The organism is Pseudonocardia nantongensis (assembly GCF_046546495.1).
Classification (GTDB): domain Bacteria; phylum Actinomycetota; class Actinomycetes; order Mycobacteriales; family Pseudonocardiaceae; genus Pseudonocardia; species Pseudonocardia nantongensis.
Genome location: NZ_JBKGXT010000003.1, coordinates 328,352 through 348,967, shown reverse-complemented (window position 1 = coordinate 348,967; position 20,616 = coordinate 328,352). Strand labels below are relative to the sequence as shown.

The window sequence follows — 20,616 nt, the reverse complement described above, 5'->3', positions numbered from 1 at the left end:
TCAGTTCGCTCCGGAGAAGTCGCGGCGGCGCTCGACGATGTAGCGGGCGAGCATGTTCACCAGCAGGGTGATCACGAAGAGCACCAGGCCGGAGGCGATCAGCACGTTCACGGTGATCCCGGAGGCCTCCGGGAACTGCAACGCGATGTTCGCAGCGATCGTGGAGGGGTTCTCGGAGCTGATCAGGTTGACCGTCACCGCTCCGGTGGCGGAGAGGATGATGGCGACGGCCATCGTCTCGCCGAGCGCCCGGCCGAGACCGAGCATCGCGCCGGAGATGATGCCCGAGCGGCCGAACGGCAGGACCGCGAGCCGGATCATCTCCCAGCGGGTCGCGCCGAGGGCCAGCGCGGCCTCCTCGTGCAGCGCCGGTGCCTGCAGGAAGACTTCGCGGGCGACCGCGGTGACGATCGGCAGGATCATCACAGCCAGCACCAGGCCGACCACCAGCATGGTGCGGCCGGTCGTGGAGGGCGGGCCGGCGAACAGCGGGATCCAGCCCAGGTAGTCCGCCAGCCAGGTCGAGAGGCCGACCGAGAGCGGAGCGAGCGTCCAGGCCCCCCACAGGCCGTACACGATCGAGGGGACCGCGGCGAGCAGATCCACGATGTAGCTGAGCCACTGGGCCAGCCGGCGCGGCGCGTAGTGGCTGATGAACAGGGCCACCGCGACCGCCAGCGGGGTGGCCACCACGAGCGCGATGACCGCGCTGAGCAGCGTGCCGAAGACCAGCGGCGCGACGTAGACGACGATCCCGCCGGGCAGGTCCTCCCCGGACGCGGTGAACGCGGGGAAGGCCTCGATCAGGAGGAACGCGGCGACGCCGGCCAGGACGACGAGGATGACGATCCCGGCGCCCTTCGCGGAGCCCGCGAAGATGCGGTCCCCGAGTTGGGTCACCTGCTTCGTCGCGGCGGGCTCAGGCTTGGTTTCCGTGGTGGTCACAGTGATCCCTGAAGGTGCGGACGTGCGCTGGGCAGGGGTTCGAGGGCGCCCGGATCCCCGGGCTGCGAGTCCATGATGAACACCGCCCGGGGCTCCTGGCTAGATGACGTAGGACTCGATCCGCCGGGCCCTCAGCCGCCGGCCGAGATGCGGTCGACGGCCGGGGTGATCTGGTCGCGCAGGCTCTGCGACAGCGGCGCCGAACCGGCCGCCTGCGCCGCGGCCTGCTGGCCGGCGTCGCTGACGACGTAGTTCAGGAACTGCTTGGTCACGTCGGCCTGTTCCTGGTCCGGGTAGGTCGGGCAGGCCATCAGGTAGGAGACCAGCACGATCGGGTAGGCCCCGCCGGACGCGGTCCGGTTGAGGTCGAAGGCGAACGACGACTCGCCCCGGCCCTCGACCCGCTTCGACTCCTCCAGGATCTTCGCGGCGGCCTCGGCGGTCGGCGCGACGTTCTGATCGCCCAGCTTCACGTTGGCCTTGCTGAGGTCGCCGGCCTGCGAGGCGTCGGCGTAGCCGATGGTCCCGTTGCCGGCCCCCACCGCGCCGACGACGCCGGAGGTGCCCTGGGCGGCCTCCCCACCCTGGATCGGCCAGTTGCCATCGGCCTCCTGGGTCCAGACGTCCGGGGCGGCCTTGTTCAGGAAGTCGGTGAGGTTCTCGGTGGTGCCCGACTCGTCGGAGCGGTGCACCGGCGTGATCGGGGACGCCGGCAGCGCGACACCGGGGTTGTCCGCGGCGATCTTCGGGTCGTTCCAGGTCGTGATCTGGCCGTTGAAGATGCCGGCGATGGTCGCCGGTGCCAGGTTCAGGTTCTGCACCCCGTCCAGCTTGTAGACGATCGCGATCGGCGAGACGTAGTTCGGGACCTCGATGACCTGGCCGCCGCAGCGCTGCTGGGCCTGCGCGAGCTGCTCGTCCTCGAGGTAGGCGTCCGAACCGGCGAACTCGACACCGCCCTCGACGAACTGGGAGCGGCCGCCGCCGGAACCGACCGGGTCGTAATTGACGGTCGCGTCCGGGTTGGCGTCGCCGAAGCCGGCGATCCAGGCCTGCATCGCGGCCTGCTGCGAGCTGGCGCCCGCACCGGCGATGGTGCCGGAGACACCCGCGCCCTGCTGCTCACCACTACCGCCGCCCTCGTTCGCCGCGCCACAACCGGCGACGAACAGCGCGCAGGACGTCGCGACACCGACTGCCGCCAGACGCGCCCGGGGCGCGCGCCGCTTGGTCTTCACTGCAGGTTCCTCCGTGTCGGGCTCACACCACTGGTTTCAGCGACCAGGGCAGGCCGCCGGAAGCACACGCTAGGGAGGCGGGTTGGCCGCCGTGCCCACGGAAGGTGAACGCGAGTTGAACAGGACTCCCGGACGGGTGGATCCATGTCACACGATGGACGCTTCGTGACGACGACCCGGGCCCGGTGTCACCTGGCGGGCGTAGTTGACGTCCGCCGCATACACCGTGAAGCCGAGCCGCTCGTAGACCCGTACGGCGGCGCCGTTGTCCGCCTCGACGTACAGCAGCACGGTGCCGAGACCGCGCTCGCGCAGGTGGTGCAGCCCGGCCAGGGTGAGGACCTTCCCGAGCCCACGGCCGTGTGCCGCCGGGTCGACGCCGAGGACGTAGACCTCACCCATCGGCTCGCCGGTGTCCGTCTCGGCCGCGGGGTGCACCTTCGTCCAGTGGTAGCCGAGCAGCCGCCCGTCCGGGTCGGTGGCCAGCAGGAATCCGGCCGCGTCGAACCACTCCTCGGCCTGCCGGGCGGCAAGCTCGGAGCCGCTCCAGCCGCCCTGCTCGGGGTGCCATTCGAACGCGGCGTTGTTGACCCGGAGGAACTCGTCGTCGTCGCGCCCCGGGACGAACGCCCGCAGCGTCACCCCGTCCGGGAGCTGCAGCTCGGGCAGCGGCGCGGCGTTCGGACCGGCCACCGGCCTGCGCATCTGCCAGAGCACCCGGTCCCGGCGGTAGCCCCGGCTCCCTGCCAGCGCTGCCGCGGCCGGCAGGTCGCCGTGGGCCCAGACGTGCGGGCTCGCGGTGCGCGACTCCAGCCCGGTGACCAGCGCCGATCCGAGACCGGCCCGGCGCGCGTCCGGGTGCACGGCCAGCTCGGCATAGCCGTCGTCGAGCTGGGCGTAGCCGGCCACCGCACGCCCGCCCCCCGCGACGACGAGATGTGTCACCCCAGCGCGCGGGCCGCGGGCGCGCAGGTTGAGCAGGAACTGCTCGGAGAACGGCTCGGCGCCGTCCGCCGCGGCGGCTGCCGAGAGCAGCTCGTGCACCCCGGCCGCGGTGTCGGCGTCGAGTTCGGACAGCACCTGCGGCTCCACCTGCTCCACGGCGGCGGACCCTACCCGCGACCGCCGGTCAGCGTCGGGACAGCGCCCCGGGCAGGCGCCCGCCCTGTCCCGGCGGGCGGCCGCCGGTCGGCCCGCGCCCCGGCCGGCCGGAACCGAATTCCGGTACGGGGCCGGCGTCCGGGTCGGCGTCCGGGGCCGGCCGCGCGGCCGGCCCGCCCCGGGAGGGCCGGACGAACTTGTAGCCGACGTTGCGCACGGTGCCGATCATCTGTTCGTGCTCGCCGCCGAGCTTGGCGCGCAGCCGCCGGACGTGGACGTCGACGGTGCGGGTGCCACCGAAGAAGTCGTACCCCCAGACCTCCTGTAGCAGCTGGGCCCGGGTGAACACCCGTCCCGCGTGCTGCGCGAGGTACTTGAGCAGCTCGAACTCCTTGTAGGTGAGCTCCAGCAGCCGGCCCTTCAGCCGCGCCGAGTAGGTGGCCTCGTCGATCACCAGCTCGCCCAGCACCAGCGCTCCGCCACCGGAGACGGCCTCGGTGCCCGGCCGGGACCGCAGCAACCGCAGTCGGGCGTCCACCTCGGCCGGGCCGGTGCCGGGCAGCAGGATCTCGTCCACCACCCACTCCCCGGAGACCGCGACCAGGCCGCCCTCGTTGACGACGGCGATCACCGGGACGTCGGTGCCGGTGTTGCCGAGCAACCGGCACAGGCTCCGGGAGGCGACCAGATCGGTGCGGGCGTCGACCAGGACGGCGTCGTGCGGTCCGGCGTCGAGCAGGGCGGCGACCTCGGGGGCGGCGGTCCGCACGTCGTGCGGCAGCAGGGACAGGGCGGGCAGCACGGTGGTCGCATCCGGAGCCGTGGTCAGCAGGAGCAGTTCCATGGACTCCTCCTCTCGCGGAGAGGGCAGGGTACCCGGGCCGTGATCCGTCGGTCAGCACGATCGCGACGCGGCTCACGCTGCGGGATGGCGCCCCCGGGTGCCGGGTGACGCCGCGGGCAGGGGTCGGCGGCGGATCCGTTCCGCCCGGTCCCTACCGTCGTTGCACAGTCCGTCCGGATCGTGGGAGGTCCCGTGAGGCGCGTGCTCGCCGCCGTCCTGGCCGTCGTCGCCGTGCTCGTGCTCGCCGACTTCGGGTTCGCCGCGGCGGCCGAGTCCGCGATCGCCCGCCAGATGCGCGACCGGCTCGCCCTGCCCGAGGACCCCGCGACGTCGGTCGGCGGCCCGTCCTTCCTGCTCCAGGCCGCGACCGGGCGGTACTCCTCGGTCGAGGTGTCGATGGAGCGGGTGCCGATCGGTCCGCTGCGCACCCCCGAGGTGCAGGTGCAGCTCCACGGCGTCCGCGCGTCGATGGCGGACCTGATCGGGGGCTCCGCCGCCCGGTTCCGGGCGGCCGCCGCGGAGGGCCTGGTCCGGATCGGCCCTGCCGACGTCCGGCGGCTGGCCGCCGCGACCGGCGGACCCGCCGCCGGCATCGAGCGGCTGGCGATGCTGCAGGTCGACGCCAACGAGATCGACCGGACCGTGCTGGCCGGCGCGGACCCGACCCTGCGCGGGCTGGACCCGCGCAACGCGGTCCGATTCGTGGCGACCCTCCCGGTGGACGGCGCCACCACCGACGTCGCGGTGCTGTCCGCACTGGTCGTGGACCCGGCCGGGGCGATGCGGATCGTGCCGCGCGACGTCCGCGAGGCCGAGACCGACGACGGCGTCCCGGCGGCGGTGCGCGACTCGCTGCTGCGGGCGTTCGCACTGCGCCTCGACCCGGGCGCGCTCCCGCTCGGCGTCACCCCGACGTCGGTGACCGTGCCCGAGTACAACATCCTGCAGATCTCCGGCGCGCGGCGCGACCTGTCGGTCGGCGAGGGCGAGCAGCGCGGCTCGGCCGCTCGCACGGCGGGCCGGTAGGACGCCGCACCTCGGCGGGTGGGAAGCGGCGGCCGATTCCGTTACGCTCACGGATGTGAACTGGCCGCTGACCCGACGCCGCGCGGTTGATCTGTGCCGTCTGGCCGGCTGCCTCTGTCACGACTCCTGACCCGAGTGCCCGGGCCGCCCGTCCCCCTGTGACCGGCGGCCACCCCGGAACCGTCCAGGAGTCCCTCCATGTCCGTCATGGACCTCGGACCCGTGCGCGCAGAGCCCCGGCTCGATCCGCGCGGGGTCCGTCTCTCCGCCGCCCTGACCACCGCCGTGCTGGCGCTGGTGCTGCTCAGCGGCAGCGGACTGCTCGTCACCGCGCAGGCCGTCGTCTTCGCCGTGGGTGCGATCGCCGGCATGCGCTTCGCCCCCTACACCGAGCTGTTCCGGCACCTGCTCGCACCGCGGCTGGCCCCGCCGGCCGAGCGGGAGGATCCGGCCGCGGTCCGTTTCTCGCAGGCCGTCGGGCTGGTCCTCACCACGCTCGCCGCGGTCGGCTACCTGTCCGGAGCCGACCTGCTCGGCGTCGTCGCGACCGCGGTGGCGCTGGCGGCGGCCTTCCTCGACGCGGCCTCGGGTTTCGGGCCGCGCCGCGAGCTGTACGGGCTCCTCGCCCGCCTGCGCACCGGCCCGGCCGGCGCCGCCGTGACCCGTCCCCACCAGCACACGACTTCGGGAGATATTCGATCATGAGCCGCGAGGACGTCCTCGTCACCGCCGACTGGGCGGAACAGAACCTGGAGACCGACGGGGTGGTGTTCCTCGAGGTCGACGAGGACACGACCGCCTACGACGGGGGCCACATCCCCGGCGCGGTCGGGGTGAACTGGACCGACGAGCTGCAGGATCCGGTCCGCCGCGACATCGTCACCAAGGAGCAGTTCGAGCAGCTGCTCTCGGCCAAAGGCGTCGGCAACGACGACTTGGTGGTGCTCTACGGCGGCAACAACAACTGGTTCGCCGCCTACGCCTACTGGGAGTTCAAGCTCTACGGGCACGACAAGGTCGTGCTGCTCGACGGCGGCCGCAAGAAGTGGGAGCTCGACGGCCGGACGCTGACCACCGACGTCAAGGACCGCCCGGCGACCTCCTACTCCGCGAAGGACGCCGACAACTCGATCCGCGCCTTCCGCGACGAGGCCGTCGACGCGATCAACACGAAGAACCTGGTCGACGTCCGGTCGCCCGACGAGTTCTCCGGCAAGATCCTGGCCCCCGCCCACCTGCCGCAGGAGCAGTCGCAGCGCCCAGGGCACATCCCGAGCGCCATCAACATCCCGTGGTCGAAGGCGGCCAACGAGGACGGCACCTTCAAGTCGAACGACGAGCTGGCCGCCCTCTACTCCGAGGCCGGTTTCGACGCGGGCAAGGCGACCATCGCCTACTGCCGCATCGGCGAGCGCTCGAGCCATACCTGGGTGGTGCTGCACGAGCTGCTGGGCCACTCGGACGTGAAGAACTACGACGGCAGCTGGACCGAGTACGGCTCGCTGATCGGCGTGCCGATCGAGCTGGGAGCGAACTGAGATGTGTGGAGCCCCTGACCAGTCCCTGACCCTGCCCGCCGGCACGGACCTCGCCAAGGAGACCGTGCTGGCCGGGCGCGTCGTCGCCGGTGGTGAGCCGGTCGGCGGGGCGTTCGTCCGGCTGCTGGACGACACCGGCGAGTTCACCGCGGAAGTCGTGTCCTCGGCCTCGGGTGACTTCCGGTTCTTCGCCGCCCCCGGCACCTGGACCGTCCGGGCGCTGTCGCGCTCGGGCAACGGGCAGTCCGACCTCGTCGCCGACGGGCCGGGCGTGCACCAGGCGGAGATCGCCGTCGCCTGAGCCTGCGAAGGCGCGCAACAACACCGTCGCCTGAGCCTGCGAAGGCGCGCAACAACACCGCCGCCTGAGCCTGCGAAGGCGCGCGGCGTCACGAACGCCGTCCCGGACCCGTCCGGGACGGCGTTCGTCGTTCCACCGTCCGAGCCCGCCGCCGAGGTGAATGCCTCGGGCTTCGTAACGGCCGGCATCGTGATGCCACGCCCGCGCCGAGGCGTCCGGCACTCGTCGTCATGGTCAACGGCGCACCAGGGCTGTGCGGCAAGATCGGACTAGGTGTGCCGTTGACCATGGATGGCGTCGATGGCGGGATCGTAGGGTGCCGCCGCGGGCCGCCGGGCGGGTCGGGGCACCCGGCGAGCGGGTCCTAGTACGCTGGCGCGTCGTGCACTGGTTCTCCACCGGGCTGCTGATCGCCCTGTCCGCGGGAACCGCCGCCTGGGCCGGCTGGCTGCTCCGTCGTCTGTTCGTCGTCGAGCCCGCCACCTCGCGGGCGGGGGCGGCCGACCGGCGCGCGGAGCCCACCGGCCCGGCCGAGGTCCGCGACGACCACAGCGAGGAGCCGTAAGACGTGACAGATTCCGACGACGAGCAGCTGCAGACCACCATCAGCGGGCCGAAGAACGCGGCGCCGGACTCGCCGCAGCGCAACCGGCCGCAGTGGGACGACCTGCCGGTCACCGACGAGACCGCCAACCTGCGCCAGGGCCCGGACCTGCACGAAGCCTGCCTGGGCGTGTTGCCCCTGGTCGGGGTGTGGCGGGGCACCGGCGAGATCGTCGACCCCGCCGCCGAGGGCGCCCGCGCCTTCGGCCAGCAGCTGACGTTCGCCCACGACGGCCGGCCGTTCCTCTTCTTCGAGTCGCGGGCCTGGCTGCTCGACGAGGACAACCGGGTCGGCGAGCTGCTGGACCGGGAGACCGGATTCTGGCGGCCGCAGCCGGACGGCTCGCTGGAGGTCGTGATCGCCACCAGCAACGGCCTGGCCGAGATCTACTACGGGCCGAAGGGCGACATGCGGTCCTGGCAGATCGAGTCCGACGCCGTCGCGCGGACCGGGTCGGCGCGCGCGACCTCCGGGGGGAAGCGGCTCTACGGCCTGGTGAACCAGGGCGACCTGGCCTACGTCGACGAGCGCTCGCTGGACGGCGGCGAGGTGGCGCCGTACATGTCGGCGCTGCTGCACCGCGTGGTCGGCTGAGCTTGACCCGCTCCGGGCCGCGGCCCTGCGGCGACCGGGCACTGCTGTTCGAGGCGGGCTCCGCGGCCGAGGTCGCGGCGATCGTCGCCGCCGTGCGCGCCGCCGCGCTGCCCGAGGTGACCGAACTGGTGCCGGCCGCGCGCACCGTGCTGGTCGAGGTGGCACCGGGTGCGGGCCTGGAGCGGGTACGGGCGGCGGCCGGCGACGCCGACGCGGCGACCGGGCGGCTCGGCACCGGCACGCTGCACACCGTCCCGGTGACCTACGACGGCGAGGACCTCGACCTGGTGGCGACGACGGCCGGGATCTCCGTGGACGAGGTCGTCGCGCTTCACTCCGGTGCCGAGTACACGGTGGACTTCTGCGGGTTCGCCCCCGGTTTCGGTTACCTCTCCGGGCTCCCGGAGCCGCTGCAGCAGCCCCGGCTGGAGAGCTCGCGGTCGGCGGTGCCGGCCGGCTCGGTCGGCGTCGCGGACGTCTACAGCTGCGTCTACCCGCGCCGCTCCCCCGGCGGCTGGCGGCTGATCGGGCGCACCGACATGGTCCTGTTCGACCCCGCGGCCGACCGGCCCGCGCTGTTCGCCCCGGGTGACCGGGTGCGGTTCGAGCAGCGGTGAGCACCGGGCTGGAGGTCGTCGCGGCGGGTCCGCAGGCGCTGGTCACCGACCGCGGGCGGCCCGGGAACGCGCACCTCGGGGTGCCACCCTCGGGGGCGCTGGACCGGCCCGCGCTGGACCTGGCCAACCGGCTGGTCGGCAACCCGGTCGACGCGGCCGGGCTGGAGCTGCTGGGCGGCGGCCTGCGGGTGCGGGCCCGTGGGGCGCGGGTCGTCGCGGTGACCGGGGCGCCCGTCCCGGTCCTGGTGAACGGCCGCCCGGCCACCGCACACGCCGCGCTGCGGGTCCCGGACGGCGCCCTGCTGGAGATCGGGAGGCCGGTCGGCGGGCTGCGCGTGTACCTCGCGGTGGCGGGCGGGTTGGAGCTGCCGGCGGCGCTCGGGAGCCGCAGCACCGACCTGCTCTCCGGGCTCGGCCCGGACCCGGTCTCCGACGGCGACACGCTGCCGGTCGGACGGTGGTCCGGCCCGGTGCCGGTCTCGGGTCCGGTCCCGGTCTCGGTGCCGGCCGTCCCGGTACGGCTGCGGGTACGGCTCGGCCCGCGCGACGACTGGTTCAGCGACCCTCGGGCCGCCCTGACCCGTCCGGAGTGGACCGTCTCCCCGACGGGCAACCGGATCGGCATCCGGCTCGACGGCCCGCCGCCGCCGCGGCACCCGGACACGGACGCGCGCGAGCTGCCCAGCGAGGCGATGGTCACCGGCGCCGTGCAGGCCCCGCCGGACGGCCCGCCGGTGGTGTTCCTCGCCGACCACCCGACGACCGGTGGCTACCCGGTGCTCGCTGTCGTCGAGACCGCGGACCTGCCGCTACTGGCCCAGGCACCGCCGGGTTCCGCGGTGCGTTTCACCGTGCTGCCCTGAGTTTCTGTGGGTTCCAGTTCGGTACGGGTGAGCAGGATCCGGTGCTCGACGCCGAGGACCGGGTCCGGGACGAGTCCGCGTTCGTTCACGTGGGCGGGCCTTCCCGGACTCAGCGGGCGTCCTCACCGTCCAGGATGGTCCGGACGTCGGCGACGGCCATTCCGGACAGTCGGCCGATCTGCGCGGGATCCAGACCGCAGTCCCGCAGGTGGTGCACCGCACCGGCCAGCTCGGCACGCCGGCGCCGCAGCACGTCCCCGAGTTCCTCGATCGAGTTCCGGGTGTCGTCGAGCCGGATGGTCGCGTCCACCGCGCGGGCGGGATCGGTGATCAGCACCGACAGCAGCCTGTCCCGGGCGTCGGCGGCGGCGACCGGAGCGGACGGTCGCGACGGCACCACCGACAGCGGCAGCTCCTGCTGCTCACCGCCGGACGGGTCGTCCGGGTCGGGATGGCGCATCCGGGCCCGCCGGACGGCGCGCGCGGCGAGCGCCTGCTGCACCGCGCGGGACACCGACTCCGGTGCGCCGGTCACGTCGGCGGTCGCGGCCCCCGGTGCCCCGGCGTCCGGCACTCCGGTGTCCGAGGCTCCAGCGTCCGGGGTCCCGGTGTCCGGGGTCCCGGTGTCCGGGGCCCCGGTGTCCGGGGTCCCGGGGTTCGAGGTCCCCGTGTCCGACGCTCCGACGCTCGCGGTTCCGGCGCCGTCCGCGGCGCGCTCGCCGACAGGGTCGCCGGTGGGGAGGTCCTGCGCGGGCGGGACGGTGCGCTCGACCGACCACGGCGGCAGCGGGGCGGCCCGTTGACCCTCGGGTTCCGGCACGACGGGGACGGTGTCCCCGTCGGTGGGGCCGGTCCTCCCGGCCGCGACCTGCGTCCCGGCGGCCGGATCGAGGCCGGGGCCGCCGGGTGCGGGCGTGGCGCCGTGCGGCTCGTCGGCCCCCGGGCCGTCGAGATCCGTGCCACCGGAATCCGTGCCACCGGAATCCGGGCCGCCGAAATACGAGCCGCTGGAATCGTAGGCGCCGGAATCCGGGCCGCCGGGATCGTGGCCGCCGGGATCCTGGGCACCGGAATCCGAGCCGCCGGAATGGTGGGCATCGAGATCCTGACCGCCGAAATCCGGGCCACCGGGATCCTGGGCACCGGGACCGGGGTCACCGCCGTGGGACCCGGCGACCCGATCGGTGGCGGCCGGCACGGCAGCGGAGGCCGGTGGGGCGTCGGCGGCGTCGGGCGCGTGCGGCGCGGGTTCGGTCTCCGGGGCCGCACCCGGGTAGGGGCTGGCGGGCCGGCGGAGCGCGGCGGCAGCAGCCGTGAGGCCGGCACCGGTCGCAGCGGTCACTGTGCCGGTCCCGGCCGTCGAACCGGTCCGCGCGGTGGCGGCGGGGCCGGTCCGGGCGAGGATCGCCGGGTCCGGACCCTCGTCGGCCGGGGCGGAGAGGTCCCCCGGGGCGTCCCTGCCGTCGCGCGTGGCGTGCCGGCCCGCACGCGGCGTCGCAGCGGGCGCAGCAGCGGCCACTGCGGACACCGGGAGTGGCCCGGTGTCCGCCTCCCGTTCCGCGACCACGTCGGCGACGGTCCGTACCCGAGGCGGGCGCGGCGGATCGGCCGGCCCACCCGCGGCCTCCCCCGTCCAGTCCGCGGCGCACGGCTGCACGGCGGAATGGTCCGGAGGAGCCACCGGCAGCGGTACGGGCGTGGGTTGCCGGCGGGCACGCCAGACCCCCCAGAGGACGAGGAGCACGAGCGCGCCCGCACCCACCACCGCCGCGAGGGGCAGGAGCGGAACCGTCGACGAGCCGAACTGCATGGGCACGGACCCTATTGCGGCCGGGGCCCGCACGCGGGGAACCTCAGCTGCTGCGCGTCCCCGACGGCGGGCGCGCCGCGCCGGCCCCGTTGTGGTCTGCGGAACCGTTCCCGTTGCCCGACGAGCCGTTGCCGTGACCGCCGTTCGAGCCCTGCCCGCCGGGGCCGGACCCGTCCGGGCGCTTCTCCGAACCGCTGTTGCGGCTGCCCTGACCGCTGGAGGCCTGACCGGGGCCCGGTCGTGGCCCGTCGGCGCGCGCCTGATCGGCACCGCGGTCGGCAGCCGGGTTGGCGGTCGTCGGCGGGTCGGCGGTCGCCTCCGAGGCGGTCCCGGAATCCGGGCCGGAGCCCTCCTGGGAACCATCCTTCGGTGTGTCACCGGATCGGCGGACAGCGCCGACCGCGACGGTCCGCTCGGGGTCCTTTCCGGACTCCGGCGGCGAGTCCTGGCGCGGCACCGCCGAGGTCGCCGGGTCGCCCGGACCGGAGTCCGCCGCCGGGCGGAACAGCTCCGCCGGCTCCGGCTCGTCGGCACCCGGGCGGACCGCGGAGGTCCGCTCGGGGCTCTGGTCCTGGTTCCCGGACGGCGCCGGGCGCGGTGACGGTGTCGGCCGGGCGCCCGGAGCCGGTCGCTGCCCCGGCGCAGCGGACGGCTGACCCGGCGTCGCCTGGCCGGGCGGCCGGCCGGTGTTCTTCGGTCCGGGGTTCTGCTGCCCTGCGCCCTGCTGTCCGGAACCTTGCTGGCCGGCCTTCGGCTGTGCGTTCTGCTGACCCTGCTGGCCCGGACGGGCACCTGCTGGCTGCTGGCCGGGAGCCGGCTGACCAGGCTGCCCCGACCCGGGCGCGCCCGACGAACGGGACTGCGAACCCGAGTCCTGCCGATCCCCGCCGGGTCGGGCACCTTGCGGACCGGACGGCTGCGAGCGCGGACCCGGCCGCGCCTCGTCCTGCCCGTGGCCGCCCTGACCAGAACCGCTCTGCCCCGAACCGCTCTGTCCCAGGCCGCCCTGACTCGCGCCATTCTGACCTGGGCCGTTCTGACCTGGGCCGTTCTGACCTGGGCCGTTCTGACCTGGGCCGCCCTGTGCCGGGCTGCCCTGTCCCGGGCCGCCCTGCCCCGAACCGCTCTGGCTCGGACCACTCTGACCTGGGCGGACCTGGCCGGCGACATTCTGGCCGGGGCCCTGACCGGAGCCGTTCGCCCCGGGGCCGCCCTGGCCGGGAGCCGTTCCGCCGGGGCGCGGGCCCGGTGCTCCGGGCCGCGCGCCGTTCGCGCCGGCCTGGGCGGCCGGTCGGCCCTGCTGGCCGGGGTCCTGCCCGCCCGGCCCCTTCGGACCCGAGCCCTGCCGGCCGGGACCGGCCGGTGCCGACGCGGGCCGGACCGAGCCCTCGGAGACCGGGACCCCGCCGGGCTTCGGCTGCCCCGAGCCGGACGGCACGAACGACGAGTGGCCCTGCTGCCCCTGACCCTGCTGCCCCTGACCTTGCTGGCCGGAGTGCTGCTGGCCGGCTCGCTGCTGACCGGGACCGTGCTGGTCGCCCGCCTGCTGACCGGTGTCCTTCGGGGTGGAGCCCTGCGACGCCGACCCGGCCGCCGCCTCGGCGGCCGGGGCCCCGCTGCGCGCAGCGTCGGCGTCGGGCCGCTGACCGTCGGAGTGGATCTCGTGGCGCCCGGGGTCAGCGCCCGACGCACGCCCGGACGAGGCGACCTCGGACCGCAGATCGTCACGTCGCCGGGTCAGGTCCCCGACCTCAGCACGCAGCTTGTCGCCCTGCTCGCGGGCCCGGTCGGCGTCCGCGCGGGCCCGCTCGACCTGCTTGTGGGCCTCCGCGGTGACGCGCTCGGCGTCCGCCTTGGCCTTGTTGCGGACCTCCTCGGCCTCCTCCTCGGCCTTCTGCAGGATCGTCTGCATCCGGTCCGAGAACGAGTTGATGGCGTCCGGGTGCTCCGGCTGCGGACCCGGCGCGGGCCGCGGACCCGGCCGCGGCGGACCGGCCGGTCCGACCTGCTGCCCGGGAGACGCTCCGGCGAATCCGCCGGGCGGCGGGGCCGGGGACGGCGGCGGAACCGGGCGGCTGCGGAGCGCGTCGATGTCGGCGCGCATCCGTCCCATGACCCGCTGCATCTGGACGATGTGTTCGTCCACCTGCTTACGGTCGTAGCCGCGGAGAACGACGTCGAACCGCGGGGAACCGCCCGGGCGGTCCGCCCCGTCTGCCGTCATCGCCTCTCCTCACAGGTTGTCCGGCAATGCGTGGCCCCTCACCGGACACCGTGCTCCGGTAGGAGGTCGACCTTCAGGGTAGCCAGCATCGCCACGTCGCGGCGAACTCCGCAGGCCGCGACGGTCGCGGCCCGGCGTGGCGGCACCCGTGGAACCCGACCTCGTGACACGATGCGCGGCTGCCCTCGTCTCCGGACGAGCCTACCGGCCCCCAGCTAATACCATCGGCTGCGTGGACACCTCGCTGAAGGGCACGCTGCACAAGCGCGGGCTGCGGATGACACCTCAGCGCCAGCTGGTGCTGGACGCGGTGCGCGACCTGGGGCACGCGACGCCCGAGCAGGTGTGCACCCGCGTGCAGGCGACCGCGCCCGCCGTCAACATCACCACCGTGTACCGCACGCTGGACCTGCTGGAGGGGCTGGGCGTCGTCCGCCACGCCCATCTCGGACACGGAGCGCCGACCTACTCCGAGCACCAGCACCGGCACGTACACCTGGTCTGCCACCACTGCGGCCGGGTCGACGAGGCGCCGACCCGGTTGATGAGCGAGGTGGCGGACCGCACACTGGCGGACTTCGGGTTCCGGCTCGACGCCACGCACGTCGCGCTGTCCGGGACCTGTTCGGACTGCGCGGTCGACGACGAACGCGATGAGGACCCGGCCGGCGCGGAGCACGCACACGGGGCCGGTGCCGCCCGCCGGCACAGCCCCCCCCACCAGCAGAACGCCATCCACCAGCACAGGGCCATCCATCAGGACAGCGCCATCCATCAGGACAGCGCCATCCACCAGCACAGCGACGACGCGGCCGGCACGGCCGCGGAGGGAGACCGGTGACCACACCCGCCGACCAGGAACACGACACCGCCGCGACCGAGGCTCCGGACCCGGATGCCGCGGTCCCGGCCCACCGCGGCGACCCGCCCGCCGAGCAGCGGGCCATGGCCCGGTCGGCCGCCGTCGTCGACCGGGGGCACCGCGACGTACTGGTGGTCACCGGGGAGGAGCGTCTGACCTGGCTGCACCTGCTGCTGACCCAGCACGTCAGCGAGCTCCCGGCGGACACCGGAACCGAGGCCCTGGTCCTGGACCTGCAGGGCCGGGTCCTGCACCACGCCGCCGTCGCACACACGGCCGACACGGTCTACCTGGACACCGAGCCCGGCGACGGCGCCACGCTGCTGGACTACCTGCAGAAGATGGTGTTCTGGTCACAGGTCGAGCCGCGCGACGCCTCCGCCGAGCTGGCCGTGCTCAGCCTCGTCGGCCCGGACGTCCCGGACGTGCTGACGAAGGCCGGCGTCGCCGTCCCGCCCGCACCGCACGGGGTCGTGGCGCTGGAGGGCGGCGGTTTCGTCCGCCGCACCCCGTGGCCGGGCAAGGACGCCGCCGACGTCGTCGTGCCGCGGGAGGCGAAGGACCGCTGGTGGTCCGCGCTGACCGCCGCCGGAGCCCGCGCGGCGGGCACGATCGCGTTCGAGGCGCTGCGGGTGGAGTCGCGCTCGCCCCGGCTGCGCCTGGACACCGACGACCGCACGATCCCGCACGAAGTCGGCTGGATCGGGCCGGCGGTGCACCTGACCAAGGGCTGCTACCGCGGCCAGGAGACCGTCGCGCGGGTCGCGAACCTGGGACGCCCGCCACGCCGGCTGGTGCTGCTGCACCTCGACGGCGGCGACGAGGATCTGCCGCGCACCGGGGACCCGGTGGTGCGCGACGGCCGCCCGGCCGGCCGGGTCGGCACCGTCGTGCAGCACCACGAGCTGGGGCCCGTCGCGCTGGCCCTGGTGAAGCGCTCGGTCCCGATGGACGCCGAGCTGACCGCGGGGGCCGACGACCGCGTCTCTCCCGCCGCGATCGACCCGGACTCCTACGAGACGGATCCGGACTCGCCCCCGCCCGGACGGGCCGCGCGGAAGCGGGCCACCGGCGGCGGATCCGCCGGGTGACCACCGGACGTCTCCGTGGGGCGTCCGTGCGCCCGGCTGTGACGACGGCGGTGCCGCGTCGCGTGTACCGGGCAGAGCAAGGTACGGTGGCTACCACGACATTGATGAGATGAGAGGGGCCGCCGGGTCGTGTCGACTGACCGGGCCGCCCCTTCCCTGTTGTAAGGGGGACCTGCCATGGGGCGCGGACGAGCTAAGGCCAAGCAGACGAAGGTGGCCCGCGAGCTCAAGTACAGCTCCCCGTCTATGGATCTCGACGCCCTGCAGCGGGAGATCGGTAGCGGGACGGCGGTTACTACCGACGACAACGAGGACGGGTACGGCGAGGAGTACTCGGATCTCGCGGACAAGTACAACGACGAGGACGACAGCTCTCGTCGTTGAGTCTCCGCACGACGCCCGGCCCGAGTGGCTCGGGCGTCGGGCGGACGGCCCACCCCCACTCGGCGCAGTGACCGCTACGCCGGTCGCACCCGCTGGTTTCGCCCGGCCGGTCGGATAGGGCAAGATCACGACCGCGTCCCTGATCGGGGCGCGCGTCCGGCTCCCGTCCCGTCCGAGGTGTACACGACATGCGCGGCAATCTCTTCGCCGTCGCGGTCAATCTTGTCGTGCTCACGGTGCGGTCGAACCGTCTGCACGCCCTGCTGATCGAGCGGGGCGAACCACCCTTCCTCGGCGCATGGGCGCTACCCGGTGGCTTCGTGCGCCCCGAGGAGGATCTGGTGCACACCGCTGGCCGGAGGCTGGGCGAGGAGACCGGGGCCGACACCGGGCACGCGGTCGTCGGGCACTTGGAGCAGCTGGCGAGCTACGCGGCGCCGGACCGGGACCCGCGCGGCCGGGTGCTGTCGGTCGGCTACCTGGCCTTCGTGCCGGACATGCCGGAACCGACGCCCGGCGGCGGCGCGGCGGCGTCGGCATGGTGCCCGATCGACGCGGTGCCCACGCTCGCCTTCGACCACGACCGGATCCTCGACGACGGGGTGGAGCGGGCGCGCTCGAAGCTGGAGTACACGACGCTGGCCGCGTCGTTCTGCCCGCACGAGTTCACTGTCACCGATCTGCGCCGCATCTACGAGGCGGTTTGGCGGACGACGCTGGATCCGCGGAACTTCCAGCGCAAGGTGACCTCGACCGACGGTTTCCTGGTCCCGACGACCACGCTGGTCACCGGCGGCCGCGGCCGGCCGCCCCGGTTGTTCCGCCGTGGCCCCGCCCGGGCGCTGCACCCGCCGATGCTCCGGGAGTCACACCGGGTAACCGATGATGCACCGAGCAGCGAGACATCTACCCCGATCAGGGGGTAGTCGTAACCCACCTGCTTACTCGGCGTTGCACTTTGTGTGACGAAACACCGAGGTTTCTCGACGAGCGGGGCGCTGAATGAGGTCACGCCGCTCCCGGACGCGTCCCGCCGCGACGTCTGGGTGAGCACGGCCGCCACACCGGAGTTCGTCCTGCTGCGCCGCCGGCTGGTGCGGTTCATCCTGCCCGCGACGGCCGTGTTCCTGGCCTGGTTCCTGTGCTACCTGGTGCTCAACGCCTGGTACAAGGATCTGCTCTCGGCGCGGGTCGCCGGCATCCCGGTGGTGCTGCTGTTCGCGTTCGGTCAGTTCGTGTCCACGTTCGCGCTGACCGCGGCCTACAACCGGTACGCGGAGCGCCGCCTGGACCCGATCGCCGCGGAGTTGCGCGACCGCCTGGAGCGCCCGTGCTGAGCTGCCTGCTCCCGCTCGCGACTCCGGTCACGACCCTCGTGACGGCCCCGACCCCGGCCGCGGCACCGGCGCCCGTGCCGGACGCGTCGCTCGGTGACCCGCTGCTCAACCTCACGGTGTTCGGTGCGTTCCTGCTGATCGTGCTGGTCGTCGTGCTGCGGGTGGCCCGCTCGGGCACGTCGCGCTCGTCGTACTACACCGGTGGGCGCGGCTTCACCGGTCCGGAGAACGGCCTGGCGCTGTCCGGGGACTTCCTGTCGGCGGCGACGTTCCTGGGGATCGTCGGTGCGGTCGCCGTCTCCGGGCCGGACGGCTTCGGTTACGCCGTCGCCGCGTTCGTCGCCTGGTTGCTCGCGCTGTTCTTCGTCGCCGAGCTGATCCGTAACACCGGCCGTTACACCCTCGCCGACGTGCTCACCGTCCGGTTGAAGGAGCGGCCGGTCCGGGCCGCGGCCGCCACCTCGACCGTCGTCATCTCGATCCTCTACCTGCTGTCCCAGCTCGCCGGGGCCGGCGGGCTGGTCGCGCTGCTGCTCGACATCACCGACCCGGTCGGGCAGGCCGTCGTGATCTCGGCGGTGGGCGGGCTCATGATCGTCTACGTGCTGATCGGCGGGATGACCGGCACCACCTGGATGCAGATCGCCAAGGCGGCGTTGCTCGTGGTCACCGGCACGGTGATGTCGGCGTACGTGCTCGGCATCCACGGTCTCAGCGTGCCCCGGCTGCTGGACACGGCCGCCGAGCGCCATCCGCTCGGCGAGGCGGTGCTCCGGCCCGGACTGATGTACGGCGGCGGGGTCCTCGAGCAGATGGACCTGCTGTCGCTGGCGATCGGCGGGGTGCTCGGCGTGGCGGGCCTGCCGCACATCCTGATGCGGTTCTACACCGTGCCCACGGCCCGGCAGGCCCGCTCCTCCGTGACCTGGGCGATCTGGTTGATCGGCGGGTTCTTCCTGCTGGTGCTGATCCTCGGTTACGGCGCGGCGGCCCTGGTCGGTCCGGAGGCGATCCTGGCCGCGCCCGGCGGTGTGAACTCCGCGGCCCCGCTGCTGGCGCTGAAGATCGGCGGCGAGGTGGCGATGGCGCTGGTGTCGGCGGTCGCGTTCGCGACGATCCTGGCGGTCGTCGCCGGCCTGACGATCACCGCGGCCGCCGCCTTCGCACACGACGTCTACGCCAACCTCCTCAAGCGCGGCACGGCGAGCGCCACCGACGAGATCCGGGTGGCGCGCCGGGCGACAGTGGTGATCGGCGTGCTGGGGACCGCAGGCGGGGTGCTGGCGAACGGGCAGAACATCGCGTTCCTGGTGTCGCTGACCTTCACCGCCGCCGCGTCGGCGAACCTGCCGACACTGCTGTACTCGCTGTTCTGGCGCGGGTTCACGACGACCGGTGCACTGTGGAGTATGTACGGCGGGTTGGTCGTGACGGTCGGCCTGATCGTGGTGTCCCCGGCCGTGTCCGGGACGCCGGAGTCGATGCTGCCGGGGATGGACTTCTCGTTCTTCCCGCTGACCAACCCGGGGCTGGTGTCGGTCCCGGCCGGGTTCCTGCTGGGGTTCCTCGGGTCGGTGCTGAGCCGGGAGCGTCCGGACCGGGCCGCGTTCGCCCGGCTCTCGGTGCGCGCCTTCACGGGTGCCGGGGTGGAGCGGGCGGTGCCCGGGGACCCGTCGCTGCCGCCGCCGGTCGGGCGGCACCGGCAGTCGCCGTGGCCGGCCCGGCGTTCCGCGGAACCTGCGGACGACTCCCCCGACGCGGCGGCGGACGGCGCGGCCGGCGTCGCCGCGGTCACCGTCGCGGCCCGCGGCGCGAACCGCCCGGCCGCCAACGACGACGACGCGATCACCGAGATCCGGCCGCTCGGCCCCGGGGGGTCGGGCTCGGCTCGTCCCGCTGCCGCCGAACCGTCCGGACGGGCGGGGGTGGGCAGACCGTCCGGGCTGTCCGGGCCGTCCGGGCCGTCCGAGCTCTCCGGGCCGTCCGGCGGGCCTGCGTACCGGCAGCGGCCGGGCGACCTGTTCACTCCGGCCGAGCCCGTCGACCCGACCGAGCCGTTGCACCGCACCAGCCCGGGGCGCGACACCCGCCGCTGAGTCCGGGATGGTCGCGGCCGGCCGGAGGGCGGCCCGGATCAGAACCGGGGGTGCTCGCCGCGCAACTGGGTGCGGTCGCCGATCTCGCCGGAGTCGGCGCCCTCGACGTCCGGGATCCGGGCGACGTCGCCGAGGATCCACGCCGGGACGTGCCGGGCGGTCAGCACGGCGAGCGCGCGGTCGACGTCCTCCGGCGGGAGCACGGCGACCATGCCGACGCCCATGTTGAAGGTCTTCTCCATCTCGACCCGGTCCACCCGGCCCCGGGACTGGATCAGCTTGAACACCGGCGCCGGGGTCCAGGAGCCGCGCTCCACGGTGGCGGCCAGCCCGTCGGGCAGCACCCGCTCCAGGTTGCGGGCCAGCCCACCGCCGGTGACGTGCGAGAACGTCCGCACTCCGGTCTCGGCGGTGATCGCCAGGCAGTCCTTGGCGTAGATCCGGGTCGGGACCAGCAGCTCCTCGCCGAGCGAGTGGTCGAACTCCTCGAGCTCGCCCTCCAGCGGGAGCCGGGCGATGTCGAGCAGCACGTGCCGCGCCAGCGAGTAGCCGTTGGAGTGCAGGCCGGACGAGCCCATCGCGACCAGCACGTCACCGGGACGCACCCGGTCCGGGCGGAGCATCTTCTCGGCCTCGACGACGCCGACGCCGGTCGCGGAGAGGTCGTAGCCGCCGGCGTCCATCAGCCCGGGGTGCTCGGCGGTCTCGCCACCGAGCAGCGCGCACCCGGCCTGCTCGCAACCCTCGGCGACGCCGCGGACGATCGTCGCGACCTGCTCGGGCACCAGCTTGCCGACGGCGATGTAGTCCTGCAGGAACAGCGGTTCCGCCCCGCAGACCACCAGATCGTCGACGACCATCGCGACCACGTCCTGGCCGATCGTGTCGTGCTTGTCCATCGCCTGGGCGATCGCGACCTTGGTGCCGACCCCGTCGGTGGAGGCGGCCAGCACCGGCTCCGTGTACTTGCCGAACTTCGCCGCGAACAGCCCGGCGAACCCGCCGATGCCGCCCATCACCTCGGGCCGGGTCGCCTTCTCGGCGAACGGCCGGAACCGCTCGACCGCCTGCTCCCCCGCGTCGATGTCCACCCCCGCGGAGGCGTAGCTGGCGGGGCCGGGCTCGGTCGAGGGCATGGGGT

At 74.2% G+C, this 20,616-nt stretch carries 20 protein-coding genes and 2 pseudogenes; 15 read left to right on the top strand and 7 right to left on the bottom strand.

Annotated features, from left to right (window positions below; translation table 11 throughout):
* The 4 genes from pstC to ACLFMI_RS05400 form a co-directional block, all read right to left on the bottom strand.
* Positions 1 to 945 carry a phosphate ABC transporter permease subunit PstC gene (gene pstC, locus ACLFMI_RS05415; RefSeq protein WP_410946607.1) on the bottom strand — a complete coding sequence of 315 codons (945 nt, stop codon included), beginning with the start codon at positions 943 to 945 and terminating at the stop codon, positions 1 to 3.
* A gap of 131 nt (positions 946 to 1,076) precedes the next feature.
* Complete coding sequence (pstS, locus tag ACLFMI_RS05410; RefSeq protein WP_410946606.1) at positions 1,077 to 2,183, bottom strand: phosphate ABC transporter substrate-binding protein PstS; 1,107 nt, start codon at positions 2,181 to 2,183, stop codon at positions 1,077 to 1,079.
* A 147-nt stretch (positions 2,184 to 2,330) separates the two neighbouring features.
* A complete protein-coding gene (gene mshD / locus ACLFMI_RS05405; protein ID WP_410946633.1) occupies positions 2,331 to 3,275 on the bottom strand; it encodes a mycothiol synthase in 945 nt (314 codons plus the stop codon).
* Positions 3,276 to 3,312: 37 nt separating this feature from the next.
* Complete coding sequence (locus ACLFMI_RS05400; protein WP_410946605.1) at positions 3,313 to 4,128, bottom strand: winged helix-turn-helix transcriptional regulator; 816 nt, start codon at positions 4,126 to 4,128, stop codon at positions 3,313 to 3,315.
* A gap of 192 nt (positions 4,129 to 4,320) precedes the next feature.
* Here ACLFMI_RS05400 and ACLFMI_RS05395 point away from each other — a divergent pair, with 192 nt between their 5' ends.
* The 9 genes from ACLFMI_RS05395 (at position 4,321) to ACLFMI_RS05355 (ending at position 9,671) form a co-directional block, all read left to right on the top strand.
* Positions 4,321 to 5,154, top strand: a complete 834-nt coding sequence (locus tag ACLFMI_RS05395; RefSeq protein ID WP_410946604.1) for an LmeA family phospholipid-binding protein — start codon at positions 4,321 to 4,323, stop codon at positions 5,152 to 5,154.
* Positions 5,155 to 5,209: 55 nt separating this feature from the next.
* The gene (locus ACLFMI_RS05390; RefSeq protein WP_410946632.1) at positions 5,210 to 5,284 is read left to right on the top strand and encodes an Ms5788A family Cys-rich leader peptide; all 75 of its coding nucleotides are present in this window, start codon (positions 5,210 to 5,212) and stop codon (positions 5,282 to 5,284) included.
* Between the two features lie 68 nt (positions 5,285 to 5,352).
* A complete protein-coding gene (locus tag ACLFMI_RS05385) occupies positions 5,353 to 5,859 on the top strand; it encodes a DUF4395 domain-containing protein (protein WP_410946603.1) in 507 nt (168 codons plus the stop codon).
* A complete protein-coding gene (locus tag ACLFMI_RS05380; protein ID WP_410946602.1) occupies positions 5,856 to 6,692 on the top strand; it encodes a sulfurtransferase in 837 nt (278 codons plus the stop codon). The genes ACLFMI_RS05385 and ACLFMI_RS05380 overlap by 4 nt, the downstream gene beginning before the upstream one ends.
* Position 6,693: 1 nt before the next feature.
* Positions 6,694 to 6,993, top strand: coding sequence for a DUF1416 domain-containing protein (locus tag ACLFMI_RS05375; protein ID WP_410946601.1), 300 nt, complete (start codon positions 6,694 to 6,696; stop codon positions 6,991 to 6,993).
* A 382-nt stretch (positions 6,994 to 7,375) separates the two neighbouring features.
* The gene (locus tag ACLFMI_RS05370; protein ID WP_410946600.1) at positions 7,376 to 7,558 is read left to right on the top strand and encodes a hypothetical protein; all 183 of its coding nucleotides are present in this window, start codon (positions 7,376 to 7,378) and stop codon (positions 7,556 to 7,558) included.
* A 3-nt stretch (positions 7,559 to 7,561) separates the two neighbouring features.
* On the top strand, positions 7,562 to 8,191 hold the full coding sequence (locus tag ACLFMI_RS05365; RefSeq protein WP_410946599.1) for a heme-binding beta-barrel domain-containing protein: 630 nt from the start codon (positions 7,562 to 7,564) through the stop codon (positions 8,189 to 8,191).
* A 2-nt stretch (positions 8,192 to 8,193) separates the two neighbouring features.
* Positions 8,194 to 8,808: a 5-oxoprolinase subunit B family protein gene (locus tag ACLFMI_RS05360; RefSeq protein WP_410946598.1), complete on the top strand. Its 615-nt coding sequence runs from the start codon at positions 8,194 to 8,196 to the stop codon at positions 8,806 to 8,808.
* A complete protein-coding gene (locus ACLFMI_RS05355; protein WP_410946597.1) occupies positions 8,805 to 9,671 on the top strand; it encodes a 5-oxoprolinase subunit C family protein in 867 nt (288 codons plus the stop codon). The genes ACLFMI_RS05360 and ACLFMI_RS05355 overlap by 4 nt, the downstream gene beginning before the upstream one ends.
* A gap of 109 nt (positions 9,672 to 9,780) precedes the next feature.
* Here ACLFMI_RS05355 and ACLFMI_RS05350 read toward each other — a convergent pair whose 3' ends face one another.
* Both ACLFMI_RS05350 and ACLFMI_RS05345 read right to left on the bottom strand, forming a co-directional pair.
* The gene (locus tag ACLFMI_RS05350) at positions 9,781 to 11,238 is read right to left on the bottom strand and encodes a hypothetical protein (RefSeq protein WP_410946596.1); all 1,458 of its coding nucleotides are present in this window, start codon (positions 11,236 to 11,238) and stop codon (positions 9,781 to 9,783) included.
* A gap of 286 nt (positions 11,239 to 11,524) precedes the next feature.
* A complete protein-coding gene (locus ACLFMI_RS05345; protein ID WP_410946595.1) occupies positions 11,525 to 13,705 on the bottom strand; it encodes a DivIVA domain-containing protein in 2,181 nt (726 codons plus the stop codon).
* A gap of 232 nt (positions 13,706 to 13,937) precedes the next feature.
* Between ACLFMI_RS05345 and ACLFMI_RS05340 the strand changes: the two are divergent.
* From ACLFMI_RS05340 to ACLFMI_RS05315, 6 genes and pseudogenes are all read left to right on the top strand, one after another.
* A pseudogene (locus ACLFMI_RS05340) lies at positions 13,938 to 14,360 on the top strand (Fur family transcriptional regulator); the annotation flags it as partial.
* A gap of 182 nt (positions 14,361 to 14,542) precedes the next feature.
* The gene (ygfZ, locus tag ACLFMI_RS05335) at positions 14,543 to 15,658 is read left to right on the top strand and encodes a CAF17-like 4Fe-4S cluster assembly/insertion protein YgfZ (RefSeq protein ID WP_410946594.1); all 1,116 of its coding nucleotides are present in this window, start codon (positions 14,543 to 14,545) and stop codon (positions 15,656 to 15,658) included.
* Between the two features lie 177 nt (positions 15,659 to 15,835).
* Positions 15,836 to 16,042 (top strand): DUF3073 domain-containing protein, encoded by a 207-nt coding sequence (locus ACLFMI_RS05330; RefSeq protein WP_410946593.1) that lies wholly within the window; start codon positions 15,836 to 15,838, stop codon positions 16,040 to 16,042.
* 188 nt (positions 16,043 to 16,230) lie between these two features.
* Positions 16,231 to 16,968: an NUDIX hydrolase gene (locus ACLFMI_RS05325; RefSeq protein WP_410946592.1), complete on the top strand. Its 738-nt coding sequence runs from the start codon at positions 16,231 to 16,233 to the stop codon at positions 16,966 to 16,968.
* Between the two features lie 120 nt (positions 16,969 to 17,088).
* Positions 17,089 to 17,379, top strand: coding sequence for a DUF485 domain-containing protein (locus ACLFMI_RS05320; RefSeq protein ID WP_410946591.1), 291 nt, complete (start codon positions 17,089 to 17,091; stop codon positions 17,377 to 17,379).
* Positions 17,380 to 17,453: 74 nt separating this feature from the next.
* Positions 17,454 to 19,040, top strand: a pseudogene (locus ACLFMI_RS05315) (solute symporter family protein); the annotation flags it as partial.
* A gap of 473 nt (positions 19,041 to 19,513) precedes the next feature.
* Here ACLFMI_RS05315 and purM read toward each other — a convergent pair.
* Positions 19,514 to 20,611, bottom strand: coding sequence for a phosphoribosylformylglycinamidine cyclo-ligase (gene purM / locus ACLFMI_RS05310; protein ID WP_410946590.1), 1,098 nt, complete (start codon positions 20,609 to 20,611; stop codon positions 19,514 to 19,516).
* Positions 20,612 to 20,616: the final 5 nt, after the last annotated feature.